Source organism: Spirosoma sp. SC4-14 (genome assembly GCF_037201965.1).
In the GTDB taxonomy this organism is placed as follows: Bacteria; Bacteroidota; Bacteroidia; order Cytophagales; family Spirosomataceae; genus Spirosoma.
In genome coordinates this window covers 7,115,346-7,132,119 of record NZ_CP147518.1, presented here as the reverse complement: position 1 = coordinate 7,132,119, position 16,774 = coordinate 7,115,346, and the positions used below count along the sequence as shown (strand labels likewise).

18 protein-coding genes are annotated in these 16,774 nt (G+C 48.5%); 8 read left to right on the top strand and 10 right to left on the bottom strand.

The window, feature by feature from the left end:
- Positions 1-75: 75 nt before the first annotated feature.
- The 10 genes from WBJ53_RS29425 to WBJ53_RS29380 form a co-directional block, all read right to left on the bottom strand.
- On the bottom strand, positions 76-405 hold the full coding sequence (locus tag WBJ53_RS29425) for a hypothetical protein (RefSeq protein WP_338873010.1): 330 nt from the start codon (positions 403-405) through the stop codon (positions 76-78).
- Between the two features lie 23 nt (positions 406-428).
- Positions 429-947 carry a hypothetical protein gene (locus tag WBJ53_RS29420; protein ID WP_338873008.1) on the bottom strand — a complete coding sequence of 173 codons (519 nt, stop codon included), beginning with the start codon at positions 945-947 and terminating at the stop codon, positions 429-431.
- The gene (locus tag WBJ53_RS29415) at positions 928-1,485 is read right to left on the bottom strand and encodes a hypothetical protein (protein ID WP_338873006.1); all 558 of its coding nucleotides are present in this window, start codon (positions 1,483-1,485) and stop codon (positions 928-930) included. Before WBJ53_RS29415 ends, WBJ53_RS29420 begins: the two co-directional genes overlap by 20 nt.
- A gap of 213 nt (positions 1,486-1,698) precedes the next feature.
- Complete coding sequence (locus tag WBJ53_RS29410) at positions 1,699-2,883, bottom strand: DUF748 domain-containing protein (RefSeq protein ID WP_338873004.1); 1,185 nt, start codon at positions 2,881-2,883, stop codon at positions 1,699-1,701.
- A gap of 130 nt (positions 2,884-3,013) precedes the next feature.
- Entirely contained in the window at positions 3,014-3,844 is an 831-nt protein-coding gene (locus tag WBJ53_RS29405; RefSeq protein ID WP_338873002.1) for a pentapeptide repeat-containing protein, read from the bottom strand.
- A gap of 115 nt (positions 3,845-3,959) precedes the next feature.
- The gene (locus tag WBJ53_RS29400) at positions 3,960-6,497 is read right to left on the bottom strand and encodes a DUF4132 domain-containing protein (protein ID WP_338873001.1); all 2,538 of its coding nucleotides are present in this window, start codon (positions 6,495-6,497) and stop codon (positions 3,960-3,962) included.
- Between the two features lie 16 nt (positions 6,498-6,513).
- Positions 6,514-6,909, bottom strand: a complete 396-nt coding sequence (locus WBJ53_RS29395) for a hypothetical protein (protein WP_338872999.1) — start codon at positions 6,907-6,909, stop codon at positions 6,514-6,516.
- Positions 6,910-7,033: 124 nt separating this feature from the next.
- Entirely contained in the window at positions 7,034-7,381 is a 348-nt protein-coding gene (locus WBJ53_RS29390; RefSeq protein ID WP_338872997.1) for a hypothetical protein, read from the bottom strand.
- A gap of 25 nt (positions 7,382-7,406) precedes the next feature.
- Positions 7,407-8,216, bottom strand: coding sequence for a PD-(D/E)XK nuclease-like domain-containing protein (locus WBJ53_RS29385; protein ID WP_338872995.1), 810 nt, complete (start codon positions 8,214-8,216; stop codon positions 7,407-7,409).
- Positions 8,217-8,300: 84 nt separating this feature from the next.
- Complete coding sequence (locus WBJ53_RS29380) at positions 8,301-8,960, bottom strand: hypothetical protein (protein WP_338872993.1); 660 nt, start codon at positions 8,958-8,960, stop codon at positions 8,301-8,303.
- Between the two features lie 281 nt (positions 8,961-9,241).
- On the opposite strand from WBJ53_RS29380, the gene WBJ53_RS29375 reads away from it, so the two are divergent.
- The 8 genes from WBJ53_RS29375 (at position 9,242) to WBJ53_RS29340 (ending at position 16,717) form a co-directional block, all read left to right on the top strand.
- Positions 9,242-9,601, top strand: a complete 360-nt coding sequence (locus WBJ53_RS29375) for an XRE family transcriptional regulator (RefSeq protein ID WP_338872991.1) — start codon at positions 9,242-9,244, stop codon at positions 9,599-9,601.
- 135 nt (positions 9,602-9,736) lie between these two features.
- Positions 9,737-10,213: a hypothetical protein gene (locus tag WBJ53_RS29370; protein ID WP_338872989.1), complete on the top strand. Its 477-nt coding sequence runs from the start codon at positions 9,737-9,739 to the stop codon at positions 10,211-10,213.
- Positions 10,214-10,376: 163 nt separating this feature from the next.
- Positions 10,377-11,372 (top strand): GHMP kinase, encoded by a 996-nt coding sequence (locus WBJ53_RS29365; protein ID WP_338872987.1) that lies wholly within the window; start codon positions 10,377-10,379, stop codon positions 11,370-11,372.
- Between the two features lie 64 nt (positions 11,373-11,436).
- Positions 11,437-12,303, top strand: a complete 867-nt coding sequence (gene galU, locus WBJ53_RS29360) for a UTP--glucose-1-phosphate uridylyltransferase GalU (RefSeq protein WP_338877249.1) — start codon at positions 11,437-11,439, stop codon at positions 12,301-12,303.
- Between the two features lie 224 nt (positions 12,304-12,527).
- Positions 12,528-13,238: a DUF1080 domain-containing protein gene (locus tag WBJ53_RS29355; protein WP_338872985.1), complete on the top strand. Its 711-nt coding sequence runs from the start codon at positions 12,528-12,530 to the stop codon at positions 13,236-13,238.
- A gap of 113 nt (positions 13,239-13,351) precedes the next feature.
- Positions 13,352-14,224, top strand: coding sequence for a TIM barrel protein (locus WBJ53_RS29350; protein WP_338872983.1), 873 nt, complete (start codon positions 13,352-13,354; stop codon positions 14,222-14,224).
- Between the two features lie 104 nt (positions 14,225-14,328).
- Positions 14,329-14,640: an NADH-quinone oxidoreductase subunit NuoK gene (nuoK, locus tag WBJ53_RS29345; protein ID WP_338872981.1), complete on the top strand. Its 312-nt coding sequence runs from the start codon at positions 14,329-14,331 to the stop codon at positions 14,638-14,640.
- Between the two features lie 169 nt (positions 14,641-14,809).
- Complete coding sequence (locus WBJ53_RS29340) at positions 14,810-16,717, top strand: NADH-quinone oxidoreductase subunit L (protein ID WP_338872979.1); 1,908 nt, start codon at positions 14,810-14,812, stop codon at positions 16,715-16,717.
- The last annotated feature ends 57 nt before the right edge of the window (positions 16,718-16,774 follow it).

Sequence of the window (16,774 nt, the reverse complement as noted above, 5' to 3'; positions counted from 1 at the left end):
GCCACTGCCAGCATGATTAGTGCCTGTTTGCCGAATCGTGAACCGGTTTTAAACAGACTGTTAGTTGATTTACAGTCAAAGGGTTAGTATCCAGTTGCTTACCTCTGTAAGTGTTCCGGAATGGGATTGAGTTTCGTTGCTGGCCGAACCATAATTGGCCGATGGAGTGAGCCGTACCCGACAGGCAACCCGGCCCGGATATTTGCGTAGATACATTTCGACCGTTTCGTTGTCGACCCAATGGACATTCGAGGCCGACCAGGGGTCGCTTTCCAGGCTAAACACGACCTCATCGTTGCCGACCCGAACCAGATAGGGCTTTTCGATCCAGTGACTCATGCGCATTTCATAAACACTGAACTCCACTTTGTAGGATTGATCGGGAGAGAATATGGCTTCTATCATCGTTTTGGAGGATTGCTGATAAATTACTGGCGAACAAACTTTCCGGCTGAGGTTAGCTGATAAGTGACTTCGTCGATTTTGTACTGACCTTCGTCGTCGTATGTCCCTGTCTGAACAATAGCCCTGCGAGCGGCCGGTACCCATTTGGTTTCGGTTTGCATCATGCCTTCGGCATTGTCGTAATAAACCTGTACTTTATCGAGCAGACGCTTGTTGGTTCGGTCAACTATGGCCAGCCAGCCAATACTCTCATTCGAATAAAGACGACTAATCAGAATAGCCTCTAATGAACCAGTTGTTGCCAGGGTATCAATTCGATAGTCAGGGCGTTCGCTGTTGACAAAGTTTTTGGCATCGTCGCGGGTAATTGGATTCGTGGCTGGGTTTAGCGGTACTCCCTGTTTAAGTACCAACTGCGTAATGGTAATGGTATCGGTAGTTGTTTGGGGAGAGCTGATATGGCTGGTGCTTTGAGGGCTTGTCTGACAGCCGCTGACCAATAGCCCTGTGGCTATCAGGTATTTAATTATATCTGTGTTCATGGTTTTGTATGGCTGGTAAAGGTCGAATCGGTTTTGGCAATTGCCTCACTTCCAGCCGGAGAATTCGATTCATTAGATTGCCTTCATCAAGTTGTTGTTCTGGAAGGTAGTATATACGCATCCACAGACCATTGCGTATGGGAAAATAAGCCGTTTCCTCATTGTGGAAGCCTGCCATTTCAATGAATCGGTGATAGCCGAACTGTATATTGCCTACCTGAAAAGCTTCGTAGCTATAGTTGGTGCGGTCGCTGGGGTCATACCAGTCTTTTCGCCAATAACCCGTTAGGAGTCCTTCTGCAACCTCATATTCGGCGGTAGTTAGCTTTTTCGCTAATCGAAAGTGATCCCAGTAAGGAATAACTATAGAAAACACGATGAACAGCAGGCTGAAGACCAGAAAGATATACCGGACAAGGGTAGAGGCTGAGAAGATAAAGCAGAGGATGGTACTTATAGCCAGCACAGAGCTAACAAGCAGAAACGTACGATTCGTGGCTGGCTGGTTCGAAATGTCGAAAATAGTAGTGTATTGCATGCGTTCATGGCAGGAAGTTGTGTAGCCTATGAAAGCAAAGATTCCGCAAATCGTATACGAAGACAAGCGTTAGTAAACGACTCGTAGCAGGTGCTGAATAAGTGGTATAAAAATGGCAATAAGCTGTTGGTCTGCTTTGGCGAATGGATGACCGAAATTTGGCTAATCGCCACTGCCCGCTGAACTTTGTTTGCGTTCGGCGGGCAGTGGCGATTAATTGGCTTTCTCTTTTTTACGTTCTTCGCGCTTTTGTTTGCGTTCGGCCCTGCGTTCTTCGCGTTTTTCCTTTCGCTCCGCTTTGCGTTCTGCTCGCTTCGCTTTATAATCTTCTTTTACGCTTTTAAGGGCATCCTGTAGTGTAATGTTATTATCGAATTCGTTTTTGAACGCCTTAATGTAGGCATTCCGCAAGACACCAAAAACAGTTGGCCAAATGGCTGTTTTAACGTCTTCGACAGTGCCGTTGAGTGGAATTCGGGTTGCTACCTGATCGTGTTTCTGGTTTTTGAGAACGGCTGTTCCGGCCTGGGCAATCAGTTCGGTAAAAAACTGCCCAACTGATCGGTGATCGTGCTCATTCAGATCGAAAATTTTCATTCCCTTGGTGAGCGGTTTCAGATAGCCATTCAGTTTGCTGTCGTACATAGCCATCTCGCTATAAATACTCACCGTGCCCCGTTCAAAGTCTAAGTTGGCATATTCGCGGGCCAGCGGATTGAGCTTGACCAGTTGCATATCGTTGAAGCGGAGATTGTAGTCGAAGTCGGGTACTAGTTTCAGTAAGTTCATATTGGCGCTGAAGGCCATAGTGCCCCCATAGCCCGGAACATTGCCCGTAGCGACTACCGGCGAAGGCAATTTCTGGTTCTTATCTTCAACGTTCCGAATGTTGCGAATTTCGCCCTGAAACTGTTTGAGCGACAAATCGGCACGAGGCTGTGTGATGAGACTTGTTAAATTGACCGTTCCGTCGATAACGGCAAAGCGGTTAATGTTGATTGGAAGCAGTTTTTTCAGATAGGCTGTCCAGTCGACCTCGGCACCGGTTTGGTTATTGGCTTCGTTTTCGCTGAACGCAAAATTGATAATCGGGTCGTAGCACTCGACCTCGCTCACCAGTCGGCCCCGAAACAAGGATTTCCATTCGACCGAAAGGTCGGTTTTAGGAATGTACAGGAAAGGCTCTTTAATGTTGCCATTGATTTTCCGAATGCGCATATCATCTATTTGATAAGCTCCCCGGATTAGTTGAATGTCAATATCATCGACATGGCCCGTGTAGTCGCCCATATCGGCCAGCGTTTTGTTGACATATCGTAACACAAAGTAAGGCAGCAACAGGCGGGCAGTAACCAGCAGGACGGCCAGAACGATCAGAATTTTTGATGTGCGTTTCAAAACGTTGCGTAATTGGTGTACTGTTTTGATAAACGCACAATTGCCTGAATTGGTTAAGCAGGCCGAAGGGGTAGCCGAGGTCTGCCCTGTTTCCTCAACTACCCCTTCGGCCTACTTATGTAGGTATTGTTTAGCGACTGCCGGGCGAAAAACGGCGACCGTCGAGGGTGGTATATTTGAAATCGGTTGACCCTTCAAAACGGGCATCATCGAAGCTGGTACCACGAGGCAGGTGCGTATATTTGAAATCGGCATTACCATTGAAACGCGCTTTGCTGAAATCGACACGCTCGTCAAATTTTGTGTATTTGAAGTCGGCGTAGCGCTCGAAAGCTACTTTCTGAAAAGCCGACGATTCGTTGAATTTTGTGTATTTGAAATCGGCATAGCCTCTGAAAGTCGAACCGCTGAAATCGGCATCGTTCTGGAACCTGGTATATTTGAACAGAGCCGTTTCGCGGAAAGTATTATTGGTGAAAATGGCTCGCTGGTCAAAGTGAGAATACTTGAAAGCAGCATCATCATCAAAGGTACAGTCTTCGAACGTTACGGCTTCGTTGAAATCGGCATTATAAACCGTATTGCTGGTTTTGAGGAGTTTGCGTTCCTGATCTTCGGTATAGTAGGCCAGGACTTTGCCTTTAAACTGGCAGTTTTTGAAGGAAATCGGTGCTTCGACGGTGCTTCGGAATTCGCGCGAGTCGCCTTTCCAGCTTCCTTCTTTTACTTCCCGACGGTTGGCCAGATCGGTCAGGTCGAGGTCGCCGTTGATCGTAACGTTCTGATAGGAGACGGATTCTTTACGATTGATTTTTGCGATGATTTCTTTGGCATCTACAGTTTTCTGAGCCAGCGTAGGTGCCAGCGCAACAACTGTTAGCAGAAGAGCGGTAATGAGTGTTTTCATGATGCGTAGAAAGCCCCCCAACCCCAAAGGGGCGTTTAGAAACAGCGTGTTCATGCCTTGGAGGTGCTTGTGCGAGCATGAACGTTTCATGATATGCTTTTGAAACTGGTTTTGGGTAAAGATGCAAACCGGGCCAACTTAGTTGCATGACTTCATTAAATAAGTCTCCTCACGGCTTGCCGATTTGCCACGTAATGGATGGATCAGTGATTTTGTCGTCGTCGGCCAGCAAAAACGCTTTACTCAGAATGATTGACAGCATCGTATCACCCTCAAATGGTAAAAAAACGTTTGTTGTTGCCTTATCAGAACTCCGGTCGGGAACAATGCAGAGATACTGATCATTAGGCTCCATCAGAATATTACCGCTACCGAGGTGAATTTTATAGGTGCGAAGCTTACCCCTTACCACTAAAAATTTGTCACGAACGGTTGCTACCCGCGCAATTTTCAGCCGTGGTAGCAACCGTTCAACGGCTTGTTTTCGTGTTTTGGCCAGTTCGCCCAAATCGCCAAATGAGTACGATTCCCAGTAGGTTCGATACTGCGCCAATCCTTCATCGCGCCAGTTCGGATCGTTGCCAACACTGGCTACACCCACAAACAGGTCGACATCGCGCATGATTTCAGAAAACACGAGGGGTGGAATGTCGATGAGAGAGAGGGGGTCGTTATTGTTTGGCCGGGTGAAACGAACCTGATCGGTTGACACGTAGAGGTAAATGCCGGTGTCGTTCCAGGCACCGTCGGCATACACTTCGCTGACCCAGAATTCGGCCTTTAAATCATACGCTGGCAGATCGATAACCGCTTTTTCGCTTTCATACCCTTTGTCGTAAGCCCCCAGCAGACTATACCGCCAGCCTCTCCCTTTGGCCAGTGTATTGAACTGATGTTGCTTCAGAATATGAGCCGCCATGCGGTTGCTATACATGCGTGTTTTGAGTTCGGCTTCGGTGAGCAGATATACTTCTCGGAATGCCTGTTTTAGCGGTTGCCGAATTTCTTTACTGGTGAAAAAATCGCGCCAGGCCAGCACGTTTTCGACCGACTGGCCAACCGGATGCCATAGGCGAATTGTTGTGTTAGTATCGAGCCCATCAATTTCTGCACCCTGCTGATCGGTCCAGGTGCCATTCTGGTACACCATATCGACACTTTGCCCGTCTTTCTCCGCTATCCAGATCAATTGTCTGGTTAGAAAACTCATTAGGCCGTGCTCAGCATAATACGTCTTGAATTGGCTCCATGTCCATCTACGGTTCAGAATCAGCGATCGGTCCAGCCGGTTGCGCTGGGCGGTTGTATTTTTAGCAATGTCGGCAACCGTGCTTTTCAGGGCTTTCAGTTCGGCAGTAAAGTCTTTCTTAACAGCGGCTGGTTCCGATTTTAACGGCGTTCCACCGGTTTTCTGCCACTGTATGTCGATTTTACCAACGCCAACGATTGTGATCATTGCCTTATAATCGCCGAACGACTTGGTTAAGGTGCCATCGACAAGGCCATAATCAGAAACGGCCATGTCTTCGATCTCGTCTGGGCTTACACCTAGTTGTGCGGAAACATTCTGGATGTATTTTTCAATGAGGTCCTGCGTGCTGGCCTGTTTGATGCGCAGTTTCAATCGCGACAGTTGGCCTACACCTGCTATCCCCGATTGTGCCAACACGTATAAGCAGGCATTGCCAACGCTGGCCGCTGCCGGACCCTGGCCAGGAATCTTCTGATAGCTTTTCTCAGCAATTGTTCCCATCAGCTTTACCAGTTCAGGATCATGTTCTGTGAGATTCGTTAGCGACCAGACGATTCCCTTGGCAATGATTGTATTCAGTTCATGCAGAAATGTGTTGGTCGTGTAGGTATATTCTGTGTTGTTGTAGGTGCTGGTATGCGTTTCGGTGCGGGTCTCCGTTTGTTTAAAACCATCCAGCCAATGCTTTGCAATGTTGATATAGGTTGCCGGTTCGCCCAGTTGTATGTAAAGCTTACAGGCTTCGTCAATGAACTTGCCCGATGGTTTGGCGCCTGATGCCTTTTTGCAATGAGCTAGTAAGCCGTAGAGAATATTGCGCTGCGCTGCTGTGGTTTGCTGAACGATCTGGTTGATAATCAGTCCGAAATGGTCGCTATCATCCAGAATCACCGGTGGATTTGCGCCTGTACCTGTCCCCTGATAGACTAGCTCCTGAAGAGCCATTTTGATCTTGTCTGCGTCTTTCGTCAGGTAATCGGGAACTGTTGTGAACTCATTGGTATTGAGCAGTTGCCTGAGGTAGTCGGTAGTTGCTGGCGCTAATGGCTGCTTAGTCGAAAATCGCTGAAATTGTTTTAGAATGAGCAGAATAGGGATATTGCCAATATTGGCTCTGCCTTGTTGAAGTGCCTTATGGATAACCGTGAGCAGATCAATAAACTCCTGTTCTGATTGAACGACAGTAGATCGGTGGAGAGCGGTTAGCAATTCGCTGATTTCCCAGACGCTGGTGAGTTTGCCGAAGTCGTAATCGCGAATAAGCGTATACGTAAAATCATATTTGAATTGAGCATCCTTTGCTTTGATCGAATCCGTGAGTTCTTTTTTCTGTTCCGTTCGGGCTTTCCAGTCAAGCGTATTGATGTGTTTAAACTGATCAAGTATTGGCTGGACAATAGTCGATTTGTCGTCGGATTTAGTAAACAACGACGAAAGTTTATTGATAAGGCTCATGGTGGAATCGAAGAAATCAGCCGCCAATCAGTGGCGTCAGCTTTATGAAACTTATGGTAGTGTTGTTGGTAAGAGAAACTAACTCGTCCAGAGTTTCGGCCTGATGATTGCCAATCAGAATAAAGAAGCCATTTTTCTGAAAGGCATCCAGCGCAATATACACCTGTTTTTCTGAGTCAATTAATCGCTTGCTGCGGATTTGGTAGCCATTTAGCACGCGCTCAGCACCAGTAGGCTGCACAAGTGCCTGGAACGTTTCGGGTAGTCGTTGGTTGTAGTCGGCTACTTCGTGTTCAACGCGCAGGCGAATAAGCTCGGCAACGGTTAGGACCTCCTGCAGTATCGGTAGCTGATATGAATTGAGGACTTTGCCCAGCGCAGTTTCGTCGTGGATGGTTAAGGTTCTGACCATATTTATGGAGAAGTGTAGACGTGTTAGAGGTAAAGATAGACTTATTGGTACAAATAGAGCCGGTTTTTAGTATCCGGCTCTATTGATGAGGAATCTGAATAGCTTATTGAAAGAAAAAAAGCGACTAATCAAGCCACATTACTTTCTCATAAGCCAGTTCGTAATCCAGCTCTTCGAGGGGAATGAGTTCAGCAAAATGCCCTGTTTCGTCGGTTCTGACGGCATTCCAGCGGCCCGATGCATCGCGCAGCAGGAGCCGGTAGCCATAGAGTGGATGCAATGTATCGCTATCGGTTCGGTGGTCCCAGCCGGTTTGCAGTTCGATGGCAAATGCAATTCGGTCCATAACTTCATCCATCTGCCCCGACAGGCTGTCGGTACTGTCGAGTTCTTCAATCCACAGCACAAGTCCATCGGTACCCCAGTCGAAGCGGAGCGGTGTAGGACTTAGGTTTATTATTGACGCGTTCATAGCGGCTGTTGGTTTATCGGGTGTTTCAGGCACTCAGGCTCCAGCCAGCCATAGGTTTAGCTGGCATTTCGTGTTCTTCACGCCATTTGCGGAGCCAGAAGCGGTATTTTTTCCGGCCGTAGTCAACAAATCCGGGAATCGACGTAGCATCTACCGCAAAAAGTCGGTGTGGACGTTGTTTCATGATGCCGATAAAAACAAACCGAAAGTGTTGGGTAGTGCCCCATTCGGCTGGCTCGCCATGGCGCGTGTCGGCATACCGTAGACTATCGAGATAAAAAGCGGCCTGCCGATCGTAATCGTAGGTGTAGCACGATTCCAGAAACTGCGACTGCGTACGCGCCGACGTGGTTTTAATGTCGATAATCAGCGCATTTCGGCGTTTAGGACTAGTATAGACCATATCGAGCCGGGCCTTACAGGCTACTCCCGTATTGGGTTCTGTAAACAAAACTACCCGCTCCCGTTCGGACATCCGCAGATACCGACGGCAAAAAGCGTCCTGCCGAATCGTACGCATAAGCGTATGAAGTTGTTCGGCCTGAGCAGGAGCCAGTTCGTCGGTTGTTGCATTGGTCAGGCCGGGTGTCAGATCGGGAAGTAATTGCTCCAGCACCGTTCCTACCGACTCCGGTTCGAGTAAATGCTGATGAAAAGCCCGGCCAAATACTTTGGTTTTTTCGGAAATAAACCGAGCCGATGGCACCGACCAATAGCCCAGATGCTCTTCTTTCAGGCGAGTCAGATCTGAATTTGATACGCGGGGAAGCATCCGATAATCGTCGCCAGAGGTCAGCAGTGGCTGGCGTGTGGTTATAATTGGTTGTGAGAGCATTCAACAGAATAGATTGCATAAGCTGAACAGGCGGGCCGAATGTTTTTCGATCGCCTGTTCAGCTTACTGGTGTGTATTGACTGACTACAACTGGCCTGCCGACAGCAATTCGGGTTCATCGGCAAGATTAGCGAACGGATTGTAGTAGTTCATTGCCGTTTTGATGTTAGCAATGTCGGTGAGCGTTTCCTGCCGAAATATTTTTACCTCGTGCGCAAACTGCTTCAGTTCGTTGGTCTGCTCAACGTCGCCCATTTTATAGGAGAATGTAGCGATGTAATACACCCCTTTAGGCTGGATTTTGGCGTTTTCCTTTTTCTCCGCAACAGCCGTAATCACCACGTCGGCCAGCGTCAGATCGTCGTAATACAGAGGTTCGATCAGCCGGAAAATATTATCGACTGAATAGCCGTGGAAAAGCACCGCCGACACGCAGTTTTTATCGTCGATAAAGAAAATTTCCGCCCAGTTTTTAGTACCCATATTCAGGATGTTGTCGGTGAATATGCGCCAGGCAATGGGTTGGAAGGTAAGCGTCCGTCCTAACTTCTCGGTACCGTTGATATTGAACACACCTTCTTTGGCATCAAAGCGATACTGACGAGGGTGACCTTCCAGATATTTGTACCGCCGGGCGGCCCCGCTACTGACGACTTCTCCAGTAAGTTCGTGAATCTTTTCATACGGTTTAGGGGGGGTACCGCTTTGAATTGTCTCGATTTGGTTTTTGTTTTGTGTGTTCATTAGTATTTGTTGTTTACTGTTCAAGCAGGGGGCCCATATTGCGGTCCCTTTTGCCTTTTCTCAGGGGGTGTTTACTGACTTAAAATTACACAGTTTTGCGTAAAAAGCAAACCCGTTTCGTCAATATTGGGTGTCAATTTTACACATTATACTGTAAAATTGGGGACGTTAAGCGATTTGAGAAGGCAATAAGCGCCTGGTGAATAGATTCCTGACCTGCTGGTTATTTTCCGACTTTCTTTTCGCGGCTTAGTCTCTTTTTCTTTTTTCTTTCTTTGCCCATGATCCATATTCGTTTGCAGCAATTAATTGATTCGCTCAATGTTAGCGTGCTGGAGTTTGCCCGTCAATTGGGTGAACGTCGTGGCGAAAAAGTGTATCATATTTTGCACGGACGGCTGAAGCCCCGCTACGATACGCTGGAAAAAATCTTGCTGGCTTATCCGCAGGTCAATGGCGATTGGTTGTTGCGGGGAGAAGGTATGATGTTTAAAACCCTTAATTCGCCGTCGGCCGCTATCACCACAGAAGAGCGTTTGCGGAACGTGGAGTTTTTGCTGTTTCAGCTAAACGAACGTATGGCCCTCTTGCAGCAAACAAACGATCAACTGGTGGCGGAACTGGTAAAAAGCAGGGGATAGCGGGGGGAGCAGGGATTGCCTGGTAGCGTTTTCTAGCCCTGCTCTCCCCGCCATCCCCCGCAACCCCCGCGCGAAGCCCCCGCCCTAAACAACTCGCTCTATTTTTGGGTTATATCGGAAACAACACTTAACGTTATGGCTACGACATCACCATTCGATCCAGATAAAGTTGATGCTGAGTTTTATTCGAAAGACCCTAACCAACACGGCGACTCTGATTTTGGCCGTGAGTCGGAAGGTGTCGGAACGAATTCATACGATAATGCAACATCGGGTATGGACATGGACACCGAAAACATGCAGATGACACACGATACGCGTGAGGCCAACCTGGGCGTTGGGCGTACGGGCGAACCGAAAGGCGAGCACTTGGGTACAGACGAAGAGTGGGATGTAGAACCTGAATCGTTTACCGACTATAATCAGCCTAAAGGAAAAATGATGAGCGATGAGGCCGCTGGTAAGCTGAGTGAGGTGGCCGAAAACCCATCTGACGATGCGCTATTTCACCGGGCCGATGCAACCTACCTTGAAGAGGGCGATAACCCAAATGAGGGGTATGATCCGCACCATATAGGATACGAAGGCAAAGACAAGAATTCGGCGCAGTAACTTCTAGTTGGTTCATATTCAGATAAGGGAGCGATTGGTAAATAACCGATCGCTCTTTTTATTACTGGCCGAAACGGTTATATAGCGGTTATGAACGGAATTCTTTCGTAAACTTGCTTTTCAATCAACTCAGCCACCGGACAAGAAGTCCGTAGTTAACGTTTTGCTTATCGAAACCCGTGCCTATGCCCGGGCGGGCCTGTTTGGCAACCCGTCTGATGGCTTTTATGGTAAAACCATTGCCATTTCTGTTCGCAACTTCGGAGCGTCCGTTACGCTTTATCAATCGCCGGAATTGACTATTGAAGCGCAACCGCAGGATACGAATATATTCCGAAGCCTGCATCATTTGCGCGATGCCGTTAGTACGCTTGGCTATCATGGCGGTGTGCCGCTCCTGAAAGCAGCCATCAAGAAATTCGCTGAATATTGTGAACAGGAGCAGATCCGGTTACCTAATCAGAATTTTTCGATCCGGTATAGCACATCCATTCCGCGTCAGGTGGGGCTGTCGGGGTCTAGTGCTATCATTGTTGCTACGTTTCGGGCACTGATGCAATTCTATAGTGTGGAGATTCCGCAGCCAATTTTGCCCAATCTGGTGCTTGCTACCGAAACCGATGAGCTAGGTATTACGGCTGGTTTGCAGGACCGTGTTATTCAGTGCTACGAAGGTTGCGTATATATGGACTTCGATCGGGAAACCATGGCCCGGCAGGGATATGGGCAGTATGAGCCAATAGATTCTCAGCTACTTCCGAAACTGTATATTGCCTACAACACCGATCTGGGAAAGCAGTCGGGGCGGGTGCATAACGATATACGGTCGCGCTGGCTGAAAGGCGAACCTCTCGTTGTCGACACAATGGCTGCTATTGCCAATGTAGCCCGCGAAGGCCGCGATGCCTTGCAAAGGCAGGATACCAAACTCCTGAACGAACTTGTTAACCGAAATTTCGATCTGCGGGCACAAATCTATAGCATCAGCGACCGGAACCGTAGTCTGATCGAAACGGCACGGGTCTGTGGTGCATCGGCGTCGTTTACGGGTTCGGGTGGGTCAATCATCGGGTTATATCGCGACGATGCCATGCTGAACCGGCTCTTTGTTGAACTCAGAAAAATTAATGCCCGCGTTATAAAGCCATATGTTGTATAGCGAAGGGCTTAGGGCATGGGGTATCTCCTGCCCTAAGCCCTTCGCCCCTTGCCCCTTGCAAAAAATGATCAAAAAAGCCGTTATTCCCGCTGCCGGACTAGGAACCCGGTTTCTGCCTGCCACCAAGGCTCAACCTAAAGAAATGCTGCCTATCATTGACCGGCCTACGATTCAATATGTCGTTCAGGAAGCGGTTGATTCAGGTATTGAAGACATTCTGATTATTACAGGCAAAGGCAAACGAGCCATCGAAGATCACTTCGACCGGAACTTCGAACTCGAAAATCGACTCGAAGAAAAGGAAGATCAGTTGTTGCTGGATGAAATGCGTCGACTGTCGGATATGGCCAATTTGCACTACGTTCGCCAGCGCGAACTGAACGGACTGGGCGATGCTATCCGGTATGCCAGGCAGCACGTTGGTAATGAGGCTTTTGCGGTATTGCTGGGCGATACCATTATGGATTCGGTAATTCCAGTTACGCAGCAATTGGTCGACACCTATGAGCAATATGGCTGTTCGGTGATTGCAGTTGAAGAAGTGCCGCACGACAAAGTTAATCGGTACGGAATTGTGGGGGGGAACTCGCTGAGCGACCGGATTCTTGAACTCGATACATTAGTAGAAAAACCGGCTATCAGCGAAGCACCGTCGAATCTGGCCATTGCCGGACGCTATGTGCTGACGCCCGAAATTTTTACGATGCTCGATCAAACACCGGTGGGTAAAAACAACGAAATTCAGCTTACCGATGCCTTGCTGCTCCTGCTCAAGCGCGAAAACCTGTATGCACACCGGATCGAAGGCAAACGTCATGACATTGGCAATAAACTCGATTTTCTGAAAACGACGGTCGAGTTTGCGCTGAAGCGTCCGGAGTTTGCTGATAAGTTTCGGGCTTTTCTGGAAGAGATTGTTCGCAACGGTTGAGGTATTTTTGGGCTTAGTATGCCTTTGTGTATTGCAGACTACAAATCTCAATATGGAGCCAAAGACTTGAGACAGTAGACGTTGGACAAAAGATAGTAGATGCTGCTGTAGCATAAATAATGATCTAGCGTCTTAGAGCCAACAGCCACTGGCTGGTACTGAGCTAATAACTTGCTTTTTTCTCGTTAGTAGTGTGTTTTTAAAATTCTAACAACTTGTTTATCATGAACTATCTGCGCTTATCTGTAGCCGGTTTACTGGCCCTTGCGCTAACTCTCAACGGACAGGCCGAACATCTTCCTAAACCTAAAAAAGGAAAATGGGAAAGCCTTTTCGATGGCAAAGACCTGAAAGGCTGGCATATTTACCTGAAATCTGGCGAGCCGGTTTCGGATAAGTGGACCGTTGACGATGGAGCTATTCATCTGAAGCAGGGTGGCGCTGGCGACCTCGTCACGGATAAAGAATACGGCGACTTTGAACTGGAACTGGAATGGAAAATTGCCGAAGGGGGCAACAGTGGTATCATTTACCACGTTCACGAAGATCCACAATTTAAAGCGACCTATCAGACAGGCCCCGAAATGCAGGTGCTCGACAACGAACGCCACCCCGATGCTAAACAGGGACGCGATGGGAACCGTACGGCAGGTGCGCTTTACGATTTGCAAAAGCCCGTTACACCAAACGCGGCCAAACCCGCTGGCGAATGGAATAAAGCTCGTTTAATTATTCGCAACGGTAAGGCAGAACAGTACCTGAATGGTAAAAAAACCGCCGAATATCCAACCAGTGGCCCCGAATGGGACAAAATGGTATCCGAGAGCAAGTTTAAGGGCTGGGAAGGCTTTGGTAAATATACTACCGGCCATATTGCGTTACAGGATCATGGCAATAAAGTGTGGTTTCGCAACATCCGAATCCGCGAATTGTAAGAAGGTTTATGGTATTCGGTTTACGGTAGCTCCGCAGCAGTATAGCTCTATCCGGCGAAGCAACCGTAAACCATAAACCGTAAACCGATATAACCCTAAACCGAAAACTGACTATGTCTTCCCGCCGGAAAGCCCTAAAAACCTTAACTGGCAGTGCATTGGCGCTGTCGTTAACTGATTCGTTAGCTGGTTCTATGACTCAGACCAATGTTGCCGCTCCTCAACTGAAGGGGCGTATTAATCACTCGGTATGCCGGTGGTGTTACAGCAAAATTCCGCTCGACGATCTCTGCAAGGCCGCTAAAGAAATGGGTATCGCGTCAATTGATCTGACCAACCCCGATGAGTGGCCCGTGTTGAAAAAATACGGCCTGACATCAGCTCTGCCGCAGGGAGCCGGAAAAGGGATTCCCGATGGCTTTAACAACCCGAAATTTCATGATGAACTGGTTGCCAGCTACGAAGCTATTTTCCCGAAACTGAAAGCGGCTGGCCTCAACACCGTGATTTGTTTTTCGGGCAACCGCCGTGGCATGAGCAATGAGGAGGGGTTAGAAAACTGTGCCGTTGGCCTGAAACGATTGATGCCCAGTGCCGAAAAACACGGCATTACCATGATCATGGAGTTGCTCAATAGCAAAGTCGATCATAAAGACTATATGTGCGACCATACAGCCTGGGGTGTAGAACTCTGCAAACGCGTAGGTTCAGACAATTTCAAACTGCTCTACGATATCTATCATATGCAGATCATGGAAGGCGACATTATTCGCACCATCCGGGAAAACAGTAAATACATTGGTCATTACCACACGGGCGGTAATCCTGGCCGTAATGAGATCGACGAAACTCAGGAGCTAAATTACCCGGCTATTATGAAAGCTATTGTCGATACGGGCTTCAAAGGATACGTAGCGCAGGAATTTATTCCCAAACGCGATCCGCTAACGAGCCTCAAAGAAGCCGTTCTGCTGTGCGATGTATAGAAAAAAGATTTCCGTTTTCAGTACTCCATTTGCTGGGGCCTTGCTTTGACGAAGCACCGCAACGGCGGACCGTTGAAAACGGAAAACTCTAACCCGAAAACTAGTTGGAACCTGTTAATAGCCACCTATTTCTGATTGTTGGTGCGGCCTTGTTTGCCATTGGTCTGGCAGTGGTGTTGCTTAAGCGACATGCCATTGTGGTACTTATGGGTATCGAACTGATGTTCAATGCTGTCAATATCAATCTGGTGGCGTTTAGTCAGTATGACCCCGACCGATTGCAGGGGCAGGTAATGAGCCTGTTTGTGATGGTGGTGGCGGCTGCCGAGTCGGCGGTGGCATTGGCTATCGTGTTGCAGGTATATCGCCATTTTCGTACCGTACAACTCGATGAGTTGAATGAAATGAAACATTAAGATAGAGCGAGTCTGGATACTGGAAATTAGGCAATGAATAACGCTAACCTCCAGTATCCACTAACTCGTATCTGAATGCTACAAACGACTTAGTTGAAAACAGCTTAGCTACAGTTTGTTTACCTTCTTTAGAATCGGGATATTTGCGGCCAATTCAGACCGTTTCTAAATGCCCGACACAACTTCCCCACTGTTTTCTGGACTGATTGCTACCTTGCTGATTCTGCCGTTTGTTGGATTTGTGGGGGTGGCAGGCATAAACCGGCAGTTTGCAGGAAAAGTGGCAGTGGCATTAACGGGCATTGGGTTAGCCTTGTCGATAGCGTTAGTTATGCAACTGCCCGAACAACCCGTTGCGTTGCGGACTGCCTGGGCAACCCTATCGGGTGTGTCATTCGGGGCCAGTTTTCGGATTGACACGCTGGCCGGGCTTATGCTGGTGCTGGTTCATTTTGTGGCCTTACTGGTGCAGATTTATTCGCTCTCCTATCTGCACAACGAACCGAAGTTATCCCGTTATTTTTCGTATCTGCAACTGTTCGTTGGGGCCATGCTGGGCATTGTGCTGGCGGGTAATTTGCTGGTGATGTACGCTTTCTGGGAGTTGGTGGGGCTGGCGTCGTTTCTGCTGATTGGCTTTTACGCTGAGCGACCTGCTGCCTCGAAGGCTGCTCAAAAGGCCTTCCTTATGAACCGCGTTGGCGACATTGGCTTTCTGCTCGGTATTTTTCTGACATATTATTACTTCGATACTCTCGAATTTGATCAGTTGACCACGAGTAGTGCTCCGGTCGCTTTACCAACCACACTGGGTTTATGCCTCTTTATGGGATGCGTAGGCAAATCGGCGCAGTTCCCATTGCTAACCTGGCTGCCCGATGCCATGGAAGGGCCTACCCCCGTGTCGGCACTACTTCATGCCGCTACCATGGTGGCGGCTGGCATTTTCCTGCTGGCTCGAATCCATCCATTGCTATCGCCTGATGCCTTAGTTGTCATTGCGTTAACGGGGGCCATTACAACTATTTGGGGCGGTTATTCTGCCGTTTTTCAGACCGACATCAAAAAAGTACTGGCATTCTCGACCATATCGCAACTGGGGCTTATGGTTGTCGGCATGGGAACCGGAAATGTTGGTGGGGCTATGTTTCATCTGTTTACACACGCTTTCTTTAAGGCAGGGCTTTTTTTAAGTGCCGGAGCCGTCATTCATGCCGTCGATACGCAGGATATGCGCCACATGGGGGGGCTACGGAAAGTGCTGCCTGCTACCTTCATCGGATATACTATTTGTGCGGCTGCGTTGGCGGGCGTTCCATTTCTGTCGGGGTTTTTATCGAAAGAAACCATTATTGGTGGAGCCTTCAACTGGTCGGCCGAACAGGGCGGTGGCTTATCGTACCTGATACCAGTAGTTCTGTTGCTGTCGTCGGTGTTGACGGCTTTGTATATGGCCCGGCAATGGCGATTGGTTTTTTGGGGTCGTTACCGCAACGAAAATGTACTGGCCTATCAGGTACATGAAGCGGACTGGCTTATGCGTGGTCCTATTCTTGTGCTGGCGGTCCTGTCGTTCTGGTTCTGGTTTTCACTAAATCCATTTTCGGCGCAGGAGGGCTGGTTTTTTAGCCTGATTCCCATTACTGACGAACCGGCTCACTGGTGGCTGGCGCCGGTTTCTGTTGGGCTGGTGCTGGCGGGCGGCTGGTATGGATTTCGTATGCATGAACCAAACCAAACCAGTAGCTATGTTCGGCTATCGCAGGAATACGGCTACCTCGATACACTTTATCACCATTTGATCATTAATCCAACGCTTAAACTGACTTCGCTGCTTAACCGGGCCGATCAGCGCATAGTCGATGGCGCTGTGAATGGCGCAGGTATTTCGACGGTTGTACTGGCGCAATTAACATCCGCCTTCGATCGGTTTGGTGTCGATGGTCTTGTGAATGGCCTGGCCTGGTTAACCGGGCAGGTAGGTAATCTGAGCCGTTCGGTGCAAAACGGTCGTGTGCAGTCGTATATCACAGCTGCCGTTGTTGGCTTATTGGTGGTACTTTGGTGGCTTTTATGAGGCAGGTATACCCCCTGTCATCAGAAATATAAATCGTGGCCAGTGGCCTCGTCAGGT

What these genes read in the sequence shown, in the direction of transcription:
- WBJ53_RS29425 (WP_338873010.1), bottom strand. Translation starts at nt 405, where the DNA reads ATGATAGAAGCCATATTCTCTCCCGATCAATCCTACAAAGTGGAGTTC.
- WBJ53_RS29420 (WP_338873008.1), bottom strand. Translation starts at nt 947, where the DNA reads ATGAACACAGATATAATTAAATACCTGATAGCCACAGGGCTATTGGTC.
- WBJ53_RS29415 (WP_338873006.1), bottom strand. Translation starts at nt 1,485, where the DNA reads ATGCAATACACTACTATTTTCGACATTTCGAACCAGCCAGCCACGAAT.
- WBJ53_RS29405 (WP_338873002.1), bottom strand. Translation starts at nt 3,844, where the DNA reads ATGAACACGCTGTTTCTAAACGCCCCTTTGGGGTTGGGGGGCTTTCTA.
- WBJ53_RS29400 (WP_338873001.1), bottom strand. Translation starts at nt 6,497, where the DNA reads ATGAGCCTTATCAATAAACTTTCGTCGTTGTTTACTAAATCCGACGAC.
- WBJ53_RS29395 (WP_338872999.1), bottom strand. Translation starts at nt 6,909, where the DNA reads ATGGTCAGAACCTTAACCATCCACGACGAAACTGCGCTGGGCAAAGTC.
- WBJ53_RS29390 (WP_338872997.1), bottom strand. Translation starts at nt 7,381, where the DNA reads ATGAACGCGTCAATAATAAACCTAAGTCCTACACCGCTCCGCTTCGAC.
- WBJ53_RS29385 (WP_338872995.1), bottom strand. Translation starts at nt 8,216, where the DNA reads ATGCTCTCACAACCAATTATAACCACACGCCAGCCACTGCTGACCTCT.
- WBJ53_RS29380 (WP_338872993.1), bottom strand. Translation starts at nt 8,960, where the DNA reads ATGAACACACAAAACAAAAACCAAATCGAGACAATTCAAAGCGGTACC.
- WBJ53_RS29375 (WP_338872991.1), top strand. Translation starts at nt 9,242, where the DNA reads ATGATCCATATTCGTTTGCAGCAATTAATTGATTCGCTCAATGTTAGC.
- WBJ53_RS29370 (WP_338872989.1), top strand. Translation starts at nt 9,737, where the DNA reads ATGGCTACGACATCACCATTCGATCCAGATAAAGTTGATGCTGAGTTT.
- galU (WP_338877249.1), top strand. Translation starts at nt 11,437, where the DNA reads ATGATCAAAAAAGCCGTTATTCCCGCTGCCGGACTAGGAACCCGGTTT.
- WBJ53_RS29355 (WP_338872985.1), top strand. Translation starts at nt 12,528, where the DNA reads ATGAACTATCTGCGCTTATCTGTAGCCGGTTTACTGGCCCTTGCGCTA.
- WBJ53_RS29350 (WP_338872983.1), top strand. Translation starts at nt 13,352, where the DNA reads ATGTCTTCCCGCCGGAAAGCCCTAAAAACCTTAACTGGCAGTGCATTG.
- WBJ53_RS29340 (WP_338872979.1), top strand. Translation starts at nt 14,810, where the DNA reads ATGCCCGACACAACTTCCCCACTGTTTTCTGGACTGATTGCTACCTTG.